Source organism: Variovorax paradoxus B4, assembly GCF_000463015.1.
Classification (GTDB): domain Bacteria; phylum Pseudomonadota; class Gammaproteobacteria; order Burkholderiales; family Burkholderiaceae_C; genus Variovorax; species Variovorax paradoxus_E.
In genome coordinates this window covers 2,205,398-2,223,351 of the sequence record NC_022247.1, presented here as the reverse complement: position 1 = coordinate 2,223,351, position 17,954 = coordinate 2,205,398, and the positions used below count along the sequence as shown (strand labels likewise).

Annotated in this window: 19 protein-coding genes; 8 read left to right on the top strand and 11 right to left on the bottom strand. The window is 68.7% G+C overall.

Going from position 1 to position 17,954, the window contains the following annotated elements; translation table 11 throughout:
• The first annotated feature begins 23 nt into the window (after nt 1-23).
• Complete coding sequence (locus VAPA_RS10340; RefSeq protein WP_021006715.1) at nt 24-1,916, top strand: GspE/PulE family protein; 1,893 nt, start codon at nt 24-26, stop codon at nt 1,914-1,916.
• Between the two features lie 9 nt (nt 1,917-1,925).
• Here VAPA_RS10340 and VAPA_RS10335 read toward each other — a convergent pair whose 3' ends face one another.
• The 8 genes from VAPA_RS10335 to VAPA_RS10300 all read right to left on the bottom strand — a co-directional run bounded on the left by VAPA_RS10335 (nt 1,926) and on the right by VAPA_RS10300 (nt 7,739).
• Nucleotides 1,926-2,615, bottom strand: coding sequence for an EAL domain-containing protein (locus VAPA_RS10335; protein WP_041946072.1), 690 nt, complete (start codon nt 2,613-2,615; stop codon nt 1,926-1,928).
• Nucleotides 2,616-2,763: 148 nt separating this feature from the next.
• The gene (locus VAPA_RS10330; RefSeq protein ID WP_021006713.1) at nt 2,764-3,546 is read right to left on the bottom strand and encodes an exodeoxyribonuclease III; all 783 of its coding nucleotides are present in this window, start codon (nt 3,544-3,546) and stop codon (nt 2,764-2,766) included.
• A 110-nt stretch (nt 3,547-3,656) separates the two neighbouring features.
• The gene (locus VAPA_RS10325) at nt 3,657-4,850 is read right to left on the bottom strand and encodes an MFS transporter (RefSeq protein ID WP_021006712.1); all 1,194 of its coding nucleotides are present in this window, start codon (nt 4,848-4,850) and stop codon (nt 3,657-3,659) included.
• Between the two features lie 22 nt (nt 4,851-4,872).
• Complete coding sequence (gene arsB / locus VAPA_RS10320; protein WP_021006711.1) at nt 4,873-5,958, bottom strand: ACR3 family arsenite efflux transporter; 1,086 nt, start codon at nt 5,956-5,958, stop codon at nt 4,873-4,875.
• Nucleotides 5,959-5,965: 7 nt separating this feature from the next.
• Nucleotides 5,966-6,460, bottom strand: a complete 495-nt coding sequence (locus VAPA_RS10315; RefSeq protein WP_021006710.1) for an arsenate reductase ArsC — start codon at nt 6,458-6,460, stop codon at nt 5,966-5,968.
• The gene (locus VAPA_RS10310; RefSeq protein WP_021006709.1) at nt 6,457-6,966 is read right to left on the bottom strand and encodes an arsenate reductase ArsC; all 510 of its coding nucleotides are present in this window, start codon (nt 6,964-6,966) and stop codon (nt 6,457-6,459) included. The genes VAPA_RS10315 and VAPA_RS10310 overlap by 4 nt, the downstream gene beginning before the upstream one ends.
• Nucleotides 6,959-7,405, bottom strand: coding sequence for an ArsI/CadI family heavy metal resistance metalloenzyme (locus VAPA_RS10305; RefSeq protein ID WP_021006708.1), 447 nt, complete (start codon nt 7,403-7,405; stop codon nt 6,959-6,961). Before VAPA_RS10305 ends, VAPA_RS10310 begins: the two co-directional genes overlap by 8 nt.
• A gap of 10 nt (nt 7,406-7,415) precedes the next feature.
• Nucleotides 7,416-7,739 carry an ArsR/SmtB family transcription factor gene (locus VAPA_RS10300; protein ID WP_021006707.1) on the bottom strand — a complete coding sequence of 108 codons (324 nt, stop codon included), beginning with the start codon at nt 7,737-7,739 and terminating at the stop codon, nt 7,416-7,418.
• Between the two features lie 29 nt (nt 7,740-7,768).
• On the opposite strand from VAPA_RS10300, the gene arsC reads away from it, so the two are divergent.
• The 3 genes from arsC to VAPA_RS10285 all read left to right on the top strand — a co-directional run bounded on the left by arsC (nt 7,769) and on the right by VAPA_RS10285 (nt 10,312).
• Nucleotides 7,769-8,218 (top strand): arsenate reductase (glutaredoxin), encoded by a 450-nt coding sequence (gene arsC / locus VAPA_RS10295; RefSeq protein WP_021006706.1) that lies wholly within the window; start codon nt 7,769-7,771, stop codon nt 8,216-8,218.
• Nucleotides 8,184-8,921 carry an arsenical resistance protein ArsH gene (gene arsH / locus VAPA_RS10290; protein ID WP_021006705.1) on the top strand — a complete coding sequence of 246 codons (738 nt, stop codon included), beginning with the start codon at nt 8,184-8,186 and terminating at the stop codon, nt 8,919-8,921. The genes arsC and arsH overlap by 35 nt, the downstream gene beginning before the upstream one ends.
• Nucleotides 8,922-9,010: 89 nt before the next feature.
• Complete coding sequence (locus VAPA_RS10285) at nt 9,011-10,312, top strand: NUDIX domain-containing protein (protein WP_021006704.1); 1,302 nt, start codon at nt 9,011-9,013, stop codon at nt 10,310-10,312.
• Between the two features lie 8 nt (nt 10,313-10,320).
• On the opposite strand, the gene VAPA_RS10280 is transcribed toward VAPA_RS10285, so the two are convergent.
• Together VAPA_RS10280 and VAPA_RS10275 are read right to left on the bottom strand one after the other, a co-directional pair.
• Nucleotides 10,321-10,761, bottom strand: a complete 441-nt coding sequence (locus VAPA_RS10280; protein ID WP_021006703.1) for a Crp/Fnr family transcriptional regulator — start codon at nt 10,759-10,761, stop codon at nt 10,321-10,323.
• 65 nt (nt 10,762-10,826) lie between these two features.
• Nucleotides 10,827-11,768, bottom strand: a complete 942-nt coding sequence (locus VAPA_RS10275) for a LysR substrate-binding domain-containing protein (RefSeq protein WP_021006702.1) — start codon at nt 11,766-11,768, stop codon at nt 10,827-10,829.
• Nucleotides 11,769-11,902: 134 nt separating this feature from the next.
• Here VAPA_RS10275 and VAPA_RS10270 point away from each other — a divergent pair, with 134 nt between their 5' ends.
• Genes VAPA_RS10270 through hpaI form a run of 4 tightly spaced genes read left to right on the top strand, consistent with a single transcriptional unit; the run spans nt 11,903 to nt 16,767 of the window.
• Complete coding sequence (locus VAPA_RS10270; RefSeq protein WP_021006701.1) at nt 11,903-12,898, top strand: tripartite tricarboxylate transporter substrate binding protein; 996 nt, start codon at nt 11,903-11,905, stop codon at nt 12,896-12,898.
• Complete coding sequence (locus VAPA_RS10265) at nt 12,898-14,421, top strand: UxaA family hydrolase (protein ID WP_021006700.1); 1,524 nt, start codon at nt 12,898-12,900, stop codon at nt 14,419-14,421. Before VAPA_RS10270 ends, VAPA_RS10265 begins: the two co-directional genes overlap by 1 nt.
• A gap of 35 nt (nt 14,422-14,456) precedes the next feature.
• The gene (locus tag VAPA_RS10260; RefSeq protein ID WP_021006699.1) at nt 14,457-15,926 is read left to right on the top strand and encodes an NAD-dependent succinate-semialdehyde dehydrogenase; all 1,470 of its coding nucleotides are present in this window, start codon (nt 14,457-14,459) and stop codon (nt 15,924-15,926) included.
• Nucleotides 15,927-15,963: 37 nt separating this feature from the next.
• Nucleotides 15,964-16,767: a 4-hydroxy-2-oxoheptanedioate aldolase gene (gene hpaI / locus VAPA_RS10255; RefSeq protein ID WP_021006698.1), complete on the top strand. Its 804-nt coding sequence runs from the start codon at nt 15,964-15,966 to the stop codon at nt 16,765-16,767.
• A 25-nt stretch (nt 16,768-16,792) separates the two neighbouring features.
• Here the strand turns inward: hpaI and VAPA_RS10250 are convergent, their stop codons facing one another.
• Entirely contained in the window at nt 16,793-17,848 is a 1,056-nt protein-coding gene (locus tag VAPA_RS10250) for a LacI family DNA-binding transcriptional regulator (protein ID WP_021006697.1), read from the bottom strand.
• Nucleotides 17,849-17,954: the final 106 nt, after the last annotated feature.

The window sequence follows — 17,954 nt, the reverse complement described above, 5'->3', positions numbered from 1 at the left end:
CCTCTCACAGGAGAACCCATTTCATGTCCCCCACCGAAGTCGTCACGCCCGAGCAGCTGCTGCACGCGCTGGAGGTTCAAAGCCGCATGCCGATCCTGCGCATCGGCCAGGCCCTGATGGCCCTGGGCATGCTCACCGAAGAGCAGCTGCGCGCCGGCCTGGCCCAGCAGCAGCTCGACCGCAGCGTGCCGCTGGGCGAGACGCTGGTTCGCATGGGCGTGGTGACCCGGGCCCAGCTGCAGGCCGCGCTGGTGCGCAAGATGGGCTACCCGCTCGTGAACCTGCATGAGTTCCCGGCCGCCGTGGACGCCCTGCGCACCATCAGCCACGGGGTCGCCCGGCGCCTGCAGGTGATGCCGCTCATGATCCACCAGGGGCGCCTCATCGTCGCGCTCGACGATCCGGCCAGCCGCCACGCGGCCATCGACGAGGTGGAGTTCATCACCCAGATGAAGGTGGTGCCGGTGATCGGCGAATGCCTGGTCCTGGACACCGTGCTCTACAAGGCCTACGGCAAGATCGGCACCGAGTCGGTCGATCCGACCATCGTCCACGATCCCTCGCGGCCGCTGGACTTCGACATGGGCAACGCCGGCACCAGCGAGCTGCTGGTCACGCTCGAGAAGGAACGTCCCGCGCCGGCCGTCGAGGAAGAAGGCATCGAGCAATCGGACAACTCGCTGGTGCGCATGATCAACAGCATGATCGTGGACGCGCACCGCGAAGGCGTCTCGGACATCCACATCGAAAGCTATCCGGGCAAGGAAAAGACCCGCATCCGGTTTCGCCGCGACGGGCGGCTGCACACCCACCTGGAGCTGCCGGCCAGCTACCGCAACGCGGTCGTCGCGCGCGTGAAGATCATGTGCGACCTGGACATCAGCGAAAAGCGCAAGCCCCAGGACGGGAAGATCAATTTCGCCAAGTACTCGCCGCAGCACCGCATCGAGCTGCGCGTGGCAACCATTCCCACCGCCAACGGGCTGGAAGACGTGGTGATGCGCATCCTGGCCTCGGCCAAGCCCATTGCGCTGGACAAGCTCGGGTTTTCGCCGCGCAATCTCTCGGAGCTCACCAAGGCCGTGGAGCGCCCCTACGGCATGGTGCTGTGCGTCGGGCCCACGGGTTCGGGCAAGACCACCACGCTGCATTCGGCCCTGATGCACATCAACACGCCGGAGCGAAAGATCTGGACCGCCGAAGACCCGATCGAAATCACCCAGCCCGGCCTGCGCCAGGTGCAGGTGAATCCGCGCATCGACTGGACCTTTGCCAAGGCGCTGCGGGCCTTCGTGCGCGCCGATCCGGACGTGATCATGGTCGGCGAAATCCGCGACGAGGAAACGGCCAAGACGGCCATCGAGGCGTCGCTCACGGGTCATCTGGTGCTTTCCACGCTGCACACCAACAGCGCGCCCGAAACCGTGACGCGGCTGCTGGACATGGGAATGGACCCCTTCAACTTCGCGGACTCGCTGCTGGCGGTGCTGGCGCAGCGGCTGGTGCGCCGCCTCTGCAGCCATTGCCTGCAGAGCCGCCCCCTGCGCCCCGAGGAGATCGAGGAACTGTTGGCCGACTACATGCACTCGTTCGCGGGGCAGGAGGCGCCCGACGAACGCGAGACCGTGCGCAAGACCTGGCACAGCCACCACGGCCGCGACGGCCAGCTGCAGGCCTTCACGAGCAGCGGATGCCCGCACTGCGACAACACCGGCTTCAGCGGCCGCGTCGGCATCCACGAACTGATGGTGATCTCCAGGACGCTGCGCCGCCTGGTCCAGGGCGGCGCCCGCGCCGAGGAACTGCAGGAAGCCGCCATGCGCGAAGGCATGCGCACCCTGCGCCAGGACGGCATCGACAAGGTCCTGTCGGGGCAGACCACCATCGAGGAGGTCCGTGCAACCAGCAACGTGTGAGGCGGCGCCTCAGGCGGCGTCCCACGCCACGGCCGGCAGCATGGCGATGCCGGGCCTGGCGAACAGGTAGCCCTGGAACAGGCCCACGCCCAGCGACCGGAGGGCGTGGACCTCCTGCGAAGCCTCGACGCCTTCCGCCACCACCCGGATGCCGAGCTCGTCGCAGGTGCCCACGAAGCCCTTCACGATGCTGAGCCGAACCGGGTCGTTGTGGATGTTGCGCACCAGGCCCATGTCGATCTTCACCACGTCGGGCTGGAATCCGGCCAGAAGCTCGAAGCCCGCATAGGCGGCGCCGAAGTCGTCGATGGCGGAGGTGAAGCCGTAGTCCTTGTAGGTGCGGAACACCGCCGCCAGCGCAGGCAGGTCCGCCACGCGTTCGCCTTCGGTGATCTCGAACATCAGGTGGTTCACCGGAAAATTGCAGCGCTGCGCGGCCACCATGGCGGTATGAAAGCACTCGGCCTGCCGCTCGGCCACGTCGTTGGGCAGGATGTTGAGGCTCAGCCGCGTCTCCATGCCCAGCGCGGAGGCGGTCTCGATGGCTTTCACGCGGCATGCCTCGTGAAACGCGAAACGCTGGCGCGGGTTCACGCGCGACAGAACCTCGAAGGCGCCCTCGCCCGACGTGCCGCGCACCAGGGCTTCGTGCGCGAAGACTTCGCGCCGCTCGAAATCCACGATCGGCTGGAAAGCCATGACGAACCCGTCATCGAAGCCGGGAAAGCAAGCATCTGCCGTTGTTCCAATGGTCACTGGAGTGGATCTCGCGGGAAAGGGGCCGGGTCGTTCAGGCAGCTCGATAAGTACGTAAATGTAACTCCTTCATCCATGGCGGCCTCCTTGATCAGCATGCGGGCAGGTCGAGCTCGACCCAGACCGGCGCGTGGTCGCTCGCCCCGGGCCGGCCGCGCACTTCGCGGTCCACGTTCGCATCGGTCAGCAAGGGTGCGAGTTCGCGGTTGAGCAGCAGGTGGTCGATGCGCAGGCCCGCATTGCGCGGCCAGCGGTTGCGCCAGTAGTCCCAATAGGTGTAGATCGCTTCGTCGGGATGGCGCGCACGGATCGCGTCGGTCCATCCTTGCTTCAGCAGGCGGGCGAAGGCCGCGCGGCTTTCCGGCTGCAGCAGTGCGTCGTCCTGCCATGACGCGGGGTTGTAGATGTCCGCATCGGTGGGCACCACGTTGAAGTCGCCGGCCAGCACCGCCGGCATGCCGCAGCCGTAGAGAAGGCGCGCATGGGCGTTCAGCCGCTCGAACCATTCGAGCTTGTAGTCGAACTTGGGGCCGGGCTGCGGATTGCCGTTGGGCAGGTACAGGCAGCCGACGATCACGCCGCCCACCACGGCTTCGAGATAGCGGCTCTGGCTGTCTTCGGAGTTTCCGTCGAGCCCGCGGCCGGTTTCGATCGGCTCCCTTCCACGCGCCAGAATGGCCACGCCGTTCCATGCGCGCTGGCCGTGGAACAGCACGCCGTAGCCCGCCTCGCGAATGGCCGCGGCGGGAAAGTTCTGGTCCGGGGATTTCAGCTCCTGCAGGCAGGCCACGTCCGGGCGGGACTCGGCCAGCCACGCCAGCACAAGCGCAAGCCGGCTGTTGATGCCATTGACGTTGAAGGTCGCGATCTTCATGGGCGCTGCGTTGAACACAAGCGGGGCTGCCCGGATCATGGCTCCAAAGCCGCCAGGCCCCTGTCGGAGAACACGCTCCCCGCGAGAAGCCGCAAACCGTTGAAAAGCCTTCAGCGGCGGTCGCTTCGAGGCGCGCCCGGCACCGAGATGCACATCAGCGCGCCGGCCGCCGTGAGCCCGAGGAACGCCGAAGCCCACAGCGCGCGCTCGCCCCAGCCCTGCACGAGCAAGCCGAACAGGAACGGCGCACCGGCCTGCAGCAGCCGCGCGGGCACCATCAGCAGGCCCTGCCGCCCGCCGTAGCCCTGGGGGCCGAACAGCAGCAAGGGCAGCGTCCCGACCGCGATCGTGAGAATGCCGTTCCCGGCGCCATGCAGCACGGCAAAGACCATGGCCGCCGGCGCACCGAACATCAACAGCGCGGCCACCCCCAGCGGATGCGCCAGAGCGGCGATCCGCGCCGACAGCAGCGCCGGCGCACGCCTGAGAAAACCGAACTCCAGCAGGCGGCCCGCCACCTGCGCCGGCCCCACCAGCGCGGCAATGGAAACCGCGGCCATCGCCGACACCCCGCTCGCGTGCAGCAGGCTCGGCAGATGCGCCGCCATGGCCGTGCTGACGAACCACCCGACGGCAAAGACATAGGCCAGCAAAATTTCCGTCCTTCGCGGCCGGGCCCTGCCAGGCGCCGGCGCGGCGGCTTGCCCGGCCTCGGGAAGCCGCTGCGCCGCGGCCTCCCGCACCCTCGGAACGATGGCATTCAGCGGCAGCCCCAGCACCAGGTGCAGGCCCGCCCAGGCCATGCATGCGCCGCGCCAGCCGCAGTGCGCTTCGAGAAACGCCGTCAACGGCCAGCCCACCGTGCTGGCAAATCCCGCGAACAGGGTGATGCCCGTGATGGCGCCGCGCGAGTCGGCGCCGTGAATGCGCACCACCGTGGCAAAAGCCGCCTCGTACAGCCCGCTGCCCATCGCGACGCCGATCAGGCCCCACGCGGCCATCAGCCACGGAACGCTCGCGGCCTGCGACAGTGCCAGCAGGCCCGCGGCAAAGACGAGGTTGCTGCCCATCAGCACGGGCCGTCCGCCGAACCGGTCGATCGCCTTGCCGGCAAAGGGCCCCAGCGCGGCCGACACCACCAGCGCCAAGGAGAACGCGGCAAACACGATGAACGACGGCGCGCCGAGGTCGCGCGCGATGGGCGCGGCCAGCATGGCGGGCAGGTAGTACGACGAGGCCCAGGAGAGCGTCTGCGCCGTTCCGAGCGCCGACACCGTCAGCGCCCGGCGGGATGCGGGCGTCATGCCGTGGCGGCCTCGGCGCCGGTCAGCCCGCCTTCGCGCCTCTTTCGTACCAGCCCTGCGACCGGTTGACCACCGCGACCACCAGCAGCATCACCGGCACCTCGATCAGCACGCCCACCACCGTGGCCAGCGCGGCGCCCGACTGGAAGCCGAACAGGCTGATGGCCGTGGCCACCGCGAGCTCGAAGAAATTGCTGGCGCCGATCAGCGCCGACGGGCCGGCCACGCAGTGCGCCACGCCCAGCTTGCGATTGAGCACATAGGCCAGCCCCGAGTTCAGGAACACCTGGATCAGGATGGGCACCGCGAGCAGTGCGATCACCAGCGGCTGCCGGATGATGGCCTCGCCCTGGAAGGCGAACAGCAGCACCAGCGTCAGCAGCAGCGCCGAGATCGACCATGGCCCGAGCCGCGCCGCCGCCGCCTGGAAGTGCGCCGTGCCCTTCTTGAGCAGGTGCTTGCGCAGCAGTTGCGCGATGATCACCGGCACCACGATGTACAGGCCCACCGAAGTCAGCAGCGTGTCCCAGGGCACCGTGATCGACGACAGCCCGAGCAGCAGAGCGACCACGGGCGCGAAGGCCACCACCATGATCGCGTCGTTGAGCGCCACCTGCGACAGCGTGAAGTACGGGTCGCCCTTGCACAGCTGGCTCCACACGAACACCATCGCCGTGCAGGGCGCCGCCGCCAGCAGGATCAGGCCCGCGATGTAGCTGTCGAGCTGCGTCGGCGCAAGCAGCGGCGCGAACACGTGGCGGATGAAGATCCAGCCCAGCAGCGCCATCGAGAACGGCTTCACGGCCCAGTTGATGAAGAGCGTGACGCCGATGCCGCGCCAGTGCGCCTTCACCTGCCCGAGCGCCGCGAAGTCGATCTTCAGCAGCATCGGGATGATCATCACCCAGATCAGCACGCCGACCGGCACGTTGACCTTGGCCACCTCGAGCGCGGCAATGCCGCGGAACACGCCCGGCAGCCACTGGCCCAGCGCAATGCCCACCACGATGCACAGCGCAACCCAGATCGTGAGGTAGCGCTCGAAGAAGCCGATGGCGGGTGGCGGTGCGGACGATGCAGCGGCGGCGGTGGCGGTATGGGAGCTCATGGAAAAGTCAGCTTTCGGAAATCGCGGCCAGCGCCGCCTGGAGTTCGGAGTCCGCCATCGTCTCGATCGGCAGGGCCAGCAGCTGCACGAGGCGATAGGCGAGCGCCTGGCGCGTCAGTTCGAAGGCCACCCGCTTGCCTTCGTCGCCGCCGGGCGCATTCGACGGATCGGGGTAGCCCCAGTGCACCTTCACCGGGCTGCCGGGCCAGTACGGGCAGGCTTCCTGCGCGGCACTGTCGCACACGGTGATGACGATGCGCATGGCCGGCTTGTCTTCGCCCACGAACTCGTCCCAGCTCTTGCTGCGGCAGGCCGACACGTCGACCCCCGCATTGGCGAGCGCCTCGAGCGCGAAAGGGTTCAGGCGCCCGCTCGGCGCGCTGCCGGCGCTGTAGGCCCGCACGTCCCTGCCCGCCTTTCGCGCTAGGTGGTTGAGCATGCCTTCGGCGAGCACGCTGCGGGCCGAGTTGTGCGTGCACAGGATCAACACGTTGACCGTCATGGCGCAGCCTTCTGGACCCTGCCGATGTCGCGCATCTCGCGCTGGATGGCCATGGCATCGAGCCGCGCGAGCGGCAGCGCCAGCATCAGCTCGATGCGGCGCTTCAAGGTCAGCGCCGTGTCCATGAACTGGCGCTCGGTCGCTTCTTCCGAGCCCTCGAAAGCCGCGGGATCGGCCACACCCCAATGGGCCGTCATCGGCTGGCCCGGCCATACCGGGCACACCTCGCCCGCAGCCTTGTCGCAAACCGTCAGCACGAAGTCCATGGCGGGGGCGCCGGGCCCGGCGAACTCGTCCCAGTTCTTGCTGCGGTAGCCCTCTGCGGGAAGCCGCAGCCTCTGGAGCGTGCGCAGCGCCTGCGGGCTGACCCTGCCCGTCGGATGGCTGCCCGCCGAATACGCCTTGAACCGGCCTTCGCCCATGTGGTTGAGCAGGCCTTCGGCCATGATCGATCGCGCGGAGTTGCCCGTGCACACGAAGAGCACGTTGTAGATTCTTTCAGCCATGGCAGTTCGCCTCGCGCGTCCCAGGTGCGCAGCACGCAGTCTTCCGGCTCGCAACCGCCCTCTTCTCGCCATACACCGGCACATTGCCCAGCGTGTGGAAGTGCTCCCAGGCAATGCCCTGCGGATCGGTGATCCAGTGCTTTTCGCTGCGTGCGTAGCAGCAGGTGGTGGCGCCTTCGTCGAAGGTTTCGATCTGGGCGTCCGCGACGCGGGCCTTGAGTTCCGCGAGTTCCTCCTCGTTCTCGGCCTGCAGTCCGAGATGGTCGATGCCCAGCGAATTGGCGCGCGTCGACACCGCAAAATTCACCGGCGGATCGGTGAGCATCCACTTGGCGTAGTCGCTCTCCACCCGCGCCGGCTCCGAGGCGAAAAGCCTGGAATAGAAGGCGATGCTCGCCGGCAGATCCTGGACGTTCAGATGCACATGGAATCGTTTCATGGTTTCTCCTTCAGCATGGACAAGCCTGGGCCGCCTGGGGCAGGCAAGCCTCGCCCTGGCAGCAGTTCTCAGTGAGGTACCCGATCAGCGCGTTCATCTGCTCGAACGCCGCGCGGTAGATCAGGTTACGGCCGCTGCGCTCCTGCGTCACCAGCCCCGAATGGGTCAGCTCCTTCAGATGGAACGACAGGCTGGTGGCCTGCACGTCGAGCGCCTCGACCAGCGCGCCGGGCGTGAGCCCCGCCGGGCCCGCAACCACCAGGGCGCGGAAAACCTGAAGGCGCACCGGCTGGGCCAGCGCGGCAAGGGATCTGACGATGTCCTGTTCTTCCATCGTTCAATAATAGTTGCATAATCGCAGGAATGCAATCGACAAATCCTTCCTCCATCACGATCTTTCACAACCCCGCGTGCGGCACCTCGCGCAACACGCTGGCGATGATCCGCAACAGCGGCGAAGAGCCCCGGGTCATCGAATACCTGAAGACCCCGCCCGCCAAGGAAACGCTGCGCGAACTGCTCGCCGCCATGGCCATGGCGCCGCGCGCGCTGCTGCGCCGCAAGGGCACGCCCTACGACGAACTCGGGCTCGACGATGCCAAATGGTCCGACGATCAGCTGCTCGACTTCATGCTCGCGCATCCGATCCTCATCAACCGCCCCATCGTCGTCACGCCGATCGGCACGCGCCTGTGCCGCCCTTCCGAGGAAGTGCTCGACATCCTGCCCTTGCCGCAAAAAGGCCCGTTCACCAAGGAAGACGGCGAGATGGTCATCGATGCGGAGGGCCGCCGTGTCGATCGCGCTGCCTGAGCTTCCGAACATCGACGCCGAGCTGTTCGACCGGCCCTCGCCCGAGCGCTTCTCCAACACGGCGCCGGCGCGCCACGCACCGCGCTTCCTGCTGCTGTACGGCTCGCTGCGCGAGCGCTCCTACAGCCGCCTGCTGACCGAAGAGGCCGCGCGGCTGCTGCAGGCCATGGGCGGCGAAACGCGCATCTTCGATCCCGCCGGCCTGCCGCTGCCCGACAGCGCGCCCGACGACCATCCCAAGGTGCAGGAACTGCGCGAGCTCGCGCAATGGGCCGAAGGCATGGTGTGGTGCTCGCCCGAACGCCACGGCGCCATGACCGGCATCATGAAGGCGCAGATCGACTGGATTCCGCTGAGCGTGGGCGCGGTAAGGCCCACGCAGGGCAAGACGCTGGCCGTCATGCAGGTGTCGGGCGGATCGCAGTCGTTCAATGCGGTGAACCAGCTGCGCGTGCTCGGGCGCTGGATGCGCATGCTGACCATCCCCAACCAGTCGTCCGTCGCCAAGGCCTTCCTGGAGTTCGACGAAGCCGGGCGGATGAAGCCCTCCGCCTACTACGAGCGGGTGGTCGACGTGATGGAGGAACTGGTGAAGTTCACCCTGCTCACGCGCGACGCGGCCGCCTACCTTGTCGACCGCTACAGCGAGCGCAAGGAAAGCGCCGAGCAGCTCTCGAAGCGGGTGAACCAGCGCGCGATCTAGCGCGGTGCCCGAGGCCGTCGTTGGCCCGACAATCGGCGCCCATGAACGCCAAGCCTTCGACGACAACCCCGCCGGGTCCACCGCCGTCCATGCCGCGACCCATCCGCGTTGCAGCCTCCCTGATCCTCTTGCGCGACGGCGCCCACGGCATGGAAGTGCTGCTGCTGCGCCGCGCCGAGAAGGCCGACGACCAGAACAGCGGTGCCAGCGTGTTTCCGGGCGGCGTGGTCGATGCGCACGACCGCCGCCTGCACCTGATGTGCAAGGGCCTGGACGATGCGGCGGCCAGCGCGCGCCTGGGCGTGCCCGATGGCGGCCTCGACTACTACGCCGCCGCGGTGCGCGAATGCTTCGAGGAAGCGGGCGTGCTGTTCGCAAGCGATGCCGAAGACCGCCTGGTCGAGCTCGACCGGCTGCTGCCGAGCCGGCTCGAATCCATGCGGCATGCCGCCGAGCAGGGCACCGATGCGCTGCTTGCGATGTGCGACGCGCAAGGCTGGCGCCTGGCGATGGACCGGCTGGCCTATTTCAGCCACTGGCTCACGCCGCCCGGCATGCCGCGCCGCTTCGACACCCGCTTCTTCATTGCGCAGATGCCGCCTGGGCAGGCCGTGAAGCCCGACGGCCGCGAGACCGTGGCGCACATGTGGCTGAAGCCGGCGGAGGCGGCGCATCCGCGCCGCGGCCTCAAGCTGATGAACGTGACGCGGCGCACGCTCGAGCAGCTGGCAAGCTTCGGCAGCGCCGCCGACTGCATCGCCCATGCGCGAAGCCTGACACGGATCGTGCTGAACATGCCGCGCCTGGCCGACGGGCCTTCGGGCCGCCGGCCAGTGAACATCGAAGAAGCCGCCTATGAGGAAATCGGCCGCCTCGACCCCGACGGCCAGGGCCACGCACGCTACGCGCTCGAGCCCGGCCTCGTCACGCAGCTGTCGGCGCGCGTCGTGCGCGTGGCTGGCGCAGCGGAGTCGCATCACAGCTATTTCGTCGGCGGCGAAAACGGCCACTGGGCGTTGATCGATCCCGTGCCGCACGGCTCGGTGCAAGGCGAGGCGCTTCGGGCCGCGGCACCCGGGCAGGTGAAGTGGCTGCTCTCGACCGCGGCAGGTACGCGGGCATCGGCCGCGCCGCTTGAAGGGCTTCGATCGGCATGGCCGGATGCCGCCGTGCTGTGGCCGGAGCCCGGGGACACCCTTCGCCTGGGGGGTGCAACGCTGCACGTCCGGCCAGCCGATCATGGCGCGCCTGCACGCCAGTTCCTGCTGGCCGAGGAAGGCACGCTGTTCACCGGCTGCGCCGCAACGCCCGCCGCGCACGGCACCTGCGCCACCGGCGAGGCCGGGTGGATCGCGCCGGCCAGCGGCTTCATCTTTCGCAAGCTTGGCTAGGGCACTCGTCAGGAACAGAGGGCCGGCACCGCATCCCGGCGCAACTGCCCGCGCATCGCGCTCATGCGCTTGATGGCAGCGCCAAGCAGCTTCACGGCCACCTGCGGGTGCTGCTCGCACAGCCCGCGCATGGCCGAAACCGGCACCAGATACACCGACGAAGGCTGCGCTGCAACCAGCGTCTGCCTTGCCCGGTAGCGGCTCTCGCTGAGAGAGGGGCCGAGAAAGAATTCGTCCTGGCGGATGAGGTCGGTGGTGACGTCGCCGCTGCTGCTGCGCCCCTGGACCACCACGCGCAGCAGCCCGCTCGCCACGCAATAGAGCCTGTCCGTCCACTCGCCCGTTGCAAGAACGGTTTCATCGCACCCGTAGGAGCGAAGCTCGCTGGCCTGGACCAATGCCGCGCGTTCCGCATGCGGCAGACCGCCGACCAGAGTGTGCAAATACATCCCCGAATGGTGTCCGAAGGCACTGCAGAGTGCATACCCATGAATTGGGGATGCCGCGCCGGCCTCTATCGCCCGGGCTTCACCCCGGCTGCGCGCCGCAGGCATTCGATCAATTGCTGCGTGCTGGGCGTGCGCCTGCGCCCGCGCATGGTGATGAGGCCCACCGGCGGCAGCTCGATCGGCACCTTGAGCGCCAGCACCTTCAGCATGCCCTGCTGCTGGAAATGCCGCGCCACCGAGCGCGCCATGAAGGCCACCGCATCGCGCTGCTGCAGGAAGCTGATCTGCGCCAGGAAGGAGGCCGACTCGATGATGTCGGCCGGCGGATGCACGCCGTCGCGAAAGAACATCTGGTCGAGCTTCACGCGCAGCGAGGCCCAGGGCGGCGGCATCACGCAGCGCTCCTTCGCCAGGTCGGCCCAGCCCAGCCGGCGCTTCGCGGCCAGCGGATGCCCCGGCCGCACCACCGCCTGCATGGGCTCGGCATGCAGCGCCTCGGTTTCGAGGTCGGGCGCCGCATAGCCGGGCTCCAGCCGCCCCACGAACAGGTCCAGCTCGCCCAGGCGCAGCTTGGGCAGCAGGCGCGTGAGGTCGCCCTCCTCCACCAGCACCGTGGTCTGCGACGAGTGCGCCTTGAGCATCTCGACGGCGCGCGCCATCAGCACCGGCATGGCCACCACCATGGCGCCCACGCTGGTGCGGCCCGCGGCGCCGCTGGCCACGGCCGCGATCTCGTCGCGCGTGCGGTCGTAGTCGGCCAGCACCGAGCGCGCGAAGCGCACCACGCTGTCGCCGTAGGGCGTGGGCTCGGTCCCGCGCGTGGAGCGCTCGAACAACGCCAGGCCGAACATCCGCTCGATTTCCGCCAGCGACTTGGACACCGCCGGCTGCGTGACCGACAGGAACTCGGCCGCGCGGCCCAGGTGGCGGAACTGGTCGAGCGCCACCAGCATCTGCAGGTGGCGCAACTTGAGGTTGGAACGCAGGACGCGGTCGATCTGGCTCATCGTGGTGCTTGCGGCTGTTTCCGCTTCATAACCTCCAGGCTATGAAGAGAGTCCGCTATTTCATTGGATTGCAATGATTGTCTACTGAAGAATGCGCCCAGCTTTCTCGAACAACAATCGTCGGAGACACACACATGACCCTGCAACGCACCCTGCAGCGGCGCCAACTGGTGCTGGGCGGCCTCGGCGCCGCCGCGCTCGCCACCGCCACCGGCCGCGCCTTCGCGGCCGACTATCCGGAACGCCCCATCACCTTCATCTGTCCCTGGCCCGCCGGCGGTACCGCGGACCGCTCGATGCGCGCCATCTGCCAGATCGCCGCGCGCGAGCTCGGCCAGCCCATAGCGCTGGAGAACCGGGCCGGCGCCTCCGGCATGATCGGCACCAAGGCGCTGGCCTCGGCCCGCCCCGACGGCTACACGATCGGGCAGATCCCCATCTCGGTGACGCGCTTCGCGCAGATCGGCACCGTGCAGATCGATCCGCTCAAGGACCTGAGCTACCTGGCCCGCACCTCGGGCCAGACCTTCGGCATCGCGGTGCCCGCCAGTTCGCCCTTCAAGTCGCTGCGGGACATGGTGGCGCAGGCCAAGGCCAAGCCGGGCACGATCAGCTACGCGCATGCCGGCGTGGGCGGCGCCACCCACGTGGGCATGGAGCAGTTCGCGCAGGCGGCCGGCGTCAAGTTCAATGCCATTGCCTACAAGGGCGGTTCCGCCGCGCTGCAGGACGTGCTGGGCGAACAGGTCGACATGCTGGCCGACAGCAGTTCGTGGGCGCCGCACGTCGAAAGCGGCAAGCTGCGCCTGCTCGCCACCTGGGGCGAGGCGCGCACGCCGCGCTTCAAGGACACGCCCACGCTCAAGGAGCTGGGCTACGACGTGGTGGTGGAAGCGCCCAACGGCATCGGCGCGCCGCGCGGGCTGCCGCCGGCGGTGGAAAAGAAGCTGCGCGATGCGTTCCGCGTGGCCGTCAACAGCGAAGAATTCAGGAAGGTGGCCGACAGCATCGACGCCCCGGTCATGTACCAGGACGGCCCCGACTACCGCAAGTACGTCGAAGCCGTCTACCGGCAGGAGACCGAGCTGATCCGCAAGCTCAACCTCAAGGAACTGATGGAGAAAGGTTGATGGCCGACAGCCCCCTGCTTCGCCTGCACCCGCACGACAACGTGCTGGTTGCCAAGACGCCGATCGCCCTGGGCGAGACGATTGCCGAGTTCGGCGTGCGCGCACGCGCGCAGATTCCCGCGGGGCACAAGATCGCGTCGCGCGCCATCGCGGCCGGCGAGCAGGTGAAGAAGTACGACACCGTCATCGGCGTGGCCTCGCGCGACCTCGAGGCGGGCGACTACGTGCACAGCCACAACCTCACGCTGGTGGACTCCTACCGCGACCCGGCCTTCTGCCAGGACGTGCGTCCGGTGGCCTATGTGCCCGAGGCCGAGCGCGCCACGTTCATGGGCTTCGTGCGGGCCGACGGCCGCGTGGGCACGCGCAATTTCATCGGCATCCTGTCGTCGGTCAACTGCTCGGCCACCGTCATCAAGCGCATTGCGGCGCACTTCACGCCCGAGCGCCTGGCGGCCTTTCCCAACGTGGACGGCGTGGCCGCCTTCGCGCAGACCAGCGGCTGCGGCATGTCGTCGCCGAGCGAGCATTTCGACGTGCTGCGCCGCACCCTGGCCGGCTATGCCCGCCATCCCAACCTGGCCGGCGTGCTGATCGTGGGCCTGGGCTGCGAGCGCAACCAGGTCGACGCGCTGGTCGACTCGCAGGGCCTGCAGCAGGGCCGCCTCATGCGCACGATGGTGATGCAGGACGTGGGCGGCACGCGCCAGACGATCGAGGCCGGCATCCGCGCCGTGGAAGAAATGCTGCCCGAAGCCAATGCCGCCGAGCGCACCCGCGTGGGCGCCAACCACCTGAAGATCGGCCTGGAGTGCGGCGGGTCCGACGGCTTCTCGGGCATCACGGCCAACCCGGCGCTGGGCGCGGCCATGGATGTGCTGGTGCGCCATGGCGGCACCGCCATCCTTTCCGAAACGCCCGAGATCCATGGCGTCGAGTTCATGCTCACGCGGCGCGCCGCGACGCCCGAGGTCGGCCAGAAGCTGCTCGACCGGCTGGCCTGGTGGCAGCGCTATGCCGCGGGCCAGAACGCGCAGTTCAACGGCGTGGTGGGGCACGGCAACCAGGCCGGCGGGCTGGCCAACATCTTCGAGAAATCGCTCGGCTCGGCCATGAAGGGCGGCACCACGCCGCTGCAGGCCGTGTACGAATACGCGGAGCCCATCGACCAGGCCGGCTTCGTCTTCATGGATTCGCCGGGCTACGACCCGGTGGCGGTCACCGGGCAGATCGCCAGCGGTGCGCAGCTGATCTGCTTCACCACCGGGCGCGGCTCGATGTTCGGCAGCAAGCCGGCGCCGACCATCAAGCTGGCCAGCAACACGCCGATGTTCAAGCGCCTCGAGGAGGACATGGACATCAACTGCGGCGTGGTGCTCGACGGCGAACTCTCGGTGCCGGAACTCGGGCAGCAGATCTTCGAACAGATCCTGCGCCATGCCTCCGGCGAGCGCACGCGCAGCGAAGCGCTCGGCCTCGGCGATCATGAGTTCGTGCCGTGGCACCTTGGCATCGTCAGCTGACCTTTCCCCTTGGCCTTGCAGCACAACGAACAAAAATGCCCCTGACCCTCACCCGCCCCGACCTGCAGCGCACGGCCAACTTCATCGCCGGCGAATGGTGCAGCACCGACGGCCGCACGCTGGACGTGACCGACCCCGCCACCGGCGCGCTCATCGCACAGGTGCCCGATTCCGGCGCGGACGCAGCCCGTGCCGCCGCCGATGCCGCGTATGCGGCGCTCCCCGCCTGGCGCCGCACGCCGGCCAAGCAGCGCGCACAGATCCTCAAGCGCTGGAACGACCTGGTGCTCGCGCATCAGGACGACCTCGGCCGCCTGATCTCACGCGAACAGGGCAAGCCGCTGGCCGAAGGCATCGGCGAGGTCGCCTACGCGGCCAGCTATATCGAGTGGTTTGCCGAAGAAGCCACGCGCGCCAATGGCGACGTGATCCCCGCGCCCGTTCCGGGCCGGCGCATGTTCGCCATCAAGGAGCCGGTGGGCGTGGTGGCCGCCATCACGCCGTGGAATTTTCCGGCCGCGATGATCGCGCGCAAGATCGCGCCGGCGCTTGCGGCGGGCTGCACCGTGGTCTGCAAGCCGGCCGAGGACACGCCGCTCACCTCGCTCGCGCTGGTGGCGCTGGCCGCGCAGGCCGGCGTGCCCGCGGGCGTGCTCAACATCGTGACGGCCTCGCGCGAGCGCACGCCCGAAGTGGTCGATGTGTGGCTGGACGATGCCCGCGTGCGCAAGATCACCTTCACCGGGTCGACGCCGGTCGGCAAGCACCTGGCGCGCCGCTCGGCCGACACGCTCAAGAAGCTGTCGCTCGAGCTCGGCGGCAATGCGCCCTTCATCGTGTTCGAGGATGCCGACCTGCACGCCGCGGTCGACGGCCTGATGGCGGCCAAGTTCCGCAACGGCGGACAGACCTGCGTCTGCCCGAACCGCGTGTTCGTGCACAAGGCCGCGCATGATGAATTTGCCGAACTGCTCGCGGCCCGTGTTTCGGCGCTGCGCGTCGGCCCGGCCAGCGACCCCGCTTCACAGATCGGCCCGATGATCAATGCGCGCGCCATCGAGAAGATCGAACGCCATGTGCAGGACGCCGTTTCGCGTGGCGCGCGCGTGCTCACCGGCGGCGCGCGGCTGCCCGCGCTGGGGCCGAACTACTTCGCGCCCACCGTGCTCGTGAACGCCGACGCCACCATGGCCTGCGCCTGCGAGGAGACCTTCGGCCCCGTCGTTCCGCTGACGCGCTTCGCGGATGAGGCCGACGTGGTGGCCCAGGCCAACGACACGCCCTTCGGCCTGGCCGCGTACTTCTACTCGCGCGACGTGCGCCGCATCTGGCGCGTGGCGGACGCACTCGAAGCCGGCATCGTCGGCATCAACGAAGGCGCCCTGGCCGCGGAGGCCGCGCCCTTCGGCGGCGTGAAGGATTCAGGCTACGGCCGCGAAGGCTCGGTCCACGGCCTGGACGACTACCTGCATACCAAATACGTCTGCCAGGGCCAGCTGGACTGACGCCACGCGCACACCCCACACATCCAACGGAAAAGACATGCCCGCCCTCAACGCCTTCAAGACAGCCTTGGCCGCCAAACAGCCGCAGATCGGCCTCTGGCTCTCGATGGCCGACCCCTACATGGCCGAGGTGAGCGCCACCGCCGGCTTCGACTGGCTGCTGATCGACGGCGAGCACGCGCCCAACGACCTGCGCTCGACGCTGGCCGCATTGCAGGCCGTGGCGCCCCACCGCGCCCAGCCGGTGGTGCGCGCGGTGCAGGGCGACACGGCGCTCATCAAGCAGCTGCTCGACATCGGAGCGAAGAACCTGCTGGTGCCCATGGTCGACACGGCCGAACAGGCGCGCGCGCTGGTGTCGGCCACGCGCTATCCACCGCTGGGCATCCGCGGCGTCGGCAGCGCGGTGGGCCGCGCCTCGCAGTGGAGCGCACGCACCGACTACCTCGACATCGCCGATGCGGAGGTCTGCCTGCTGGTGCAGGCGGAAACCGTGGCGGCGCTCTCCAACCTGGCGCAGATCTGCGCGGTGGACGGCATCGACGGCGTCTTCATCGGCCCGGCCGACCTGGCCGCGTCGATGGGCCACCGGGGCCGGCCCGGCCACCCGGAGGTGCAGGCCGCGATCGAGGCCGCCATGCGCACCATCGTGGCCTCCGGCAAGGCCGCGGGCACGCTGACCTCGGACCCGAAGCTGGCCCGGCACTACCTGGAACTGGGCTGCACCTTTGTCGCGGTCGGCGTCGACGTGCTGCTGTATGCGGGCGCGGCCCGCAAGCTCGCCGCCGACTTCAGCGGCGCGCCGCCTGCCGCCGAGCCCGCGCCGCGCGCGGCCTACTGATTGAAGGCCCCGGCGCGAGAAAAGGCTACGGCAGGTTCTCGCGGAAGATCACCTGGCTGCGGGTGGTTTCCACGCCGCTGAGCGCCTCGCGCCCGTCGCGCAGGTTGGCAAAGATGCGCACGCAGCTCATCAGCGTGGTGTGCGGGCTCTGCGTGATCACCGCGTCCATGCTGCCGTCGATCAGCAGCGTGCGCGTGTCGGGCGTGAGTCCGTGCCCGATGAACACCACCTTCTGCTCGCGCCCCGCCTCCTTCAGCGCCCGCGCCACGCCGTCGGACGCGCCGCCGATGTTGTAGATGCCGCCCATGTCGGGGTATTGCTCCAGCAGCGCGCGCGTCTGCCGGTAGTTCTTGCCCGCATCGTCCTGGCCTTCGCGCAGGCCCACCACCTCGAGCCGCGGGAACATCTCGTCGATCACGTGCAGGAAGCCGGCCTCGCGCTCCTCGTGCGCCTTGTAGCTCAGGCTGCCCGCGATGAGCGCCACCTTCGCGGCGCGCGCGCCGATGAAGCGGCCGATGAGGTAGCCCGCGGTGCGGCCGGCCGCGCGGTTGTCCAGCCCCACGAAGGCGGCGCGCTCCGAGTTCGACAGGTCCGAGATCAGCGTGACCACCGGCAGCCCGCGCGCAGCCAGCGCCGCCACGGCCTCGCGCACCGCGGGGTGCTCCAGCGCCATCATCGCGATGCCGTCGCAGCGCTGGCCATGGCGCCGCAGCGCGTCCGCCAGCTCGTGCGGATTGAAGCTCTCGATGAACACCGTGCGGCACTGCACGTTGAACGGCGCCCAGTGCTCCTGCGAATAGCCCACCATGTCGCCCAACATGCGGATGAAGCGGTTGGTGCCGGCCGGCAGCAGGAACACCAGCCGGAGGGGCGGCGGCGTGAGCGCGGCATAGAGCTCGGGGCCCGGCAGGTAGTCGAGCTCGCCCGCGGCCTTGAGCACGCGCTGCACCGTGGCATCGCGCACGCCGGGGCGGCGGTTGAGCACGCGGTCGACGGTGGCGGTGGACACCTGCGCCGCGCGGGCGATGTCGACCACGCGCGCGCGCCGCGCATCGGAAGGAGGTGAAGGGTTATCCCGCATACATCAAAAACCATCAAAACCAAGTTTGACCCGGATGATGCATGCTTTTATCTTCGCTGTGGCTCGAATTCAAGGGTGCATCAGATTGCATCAACCGAACTACGAA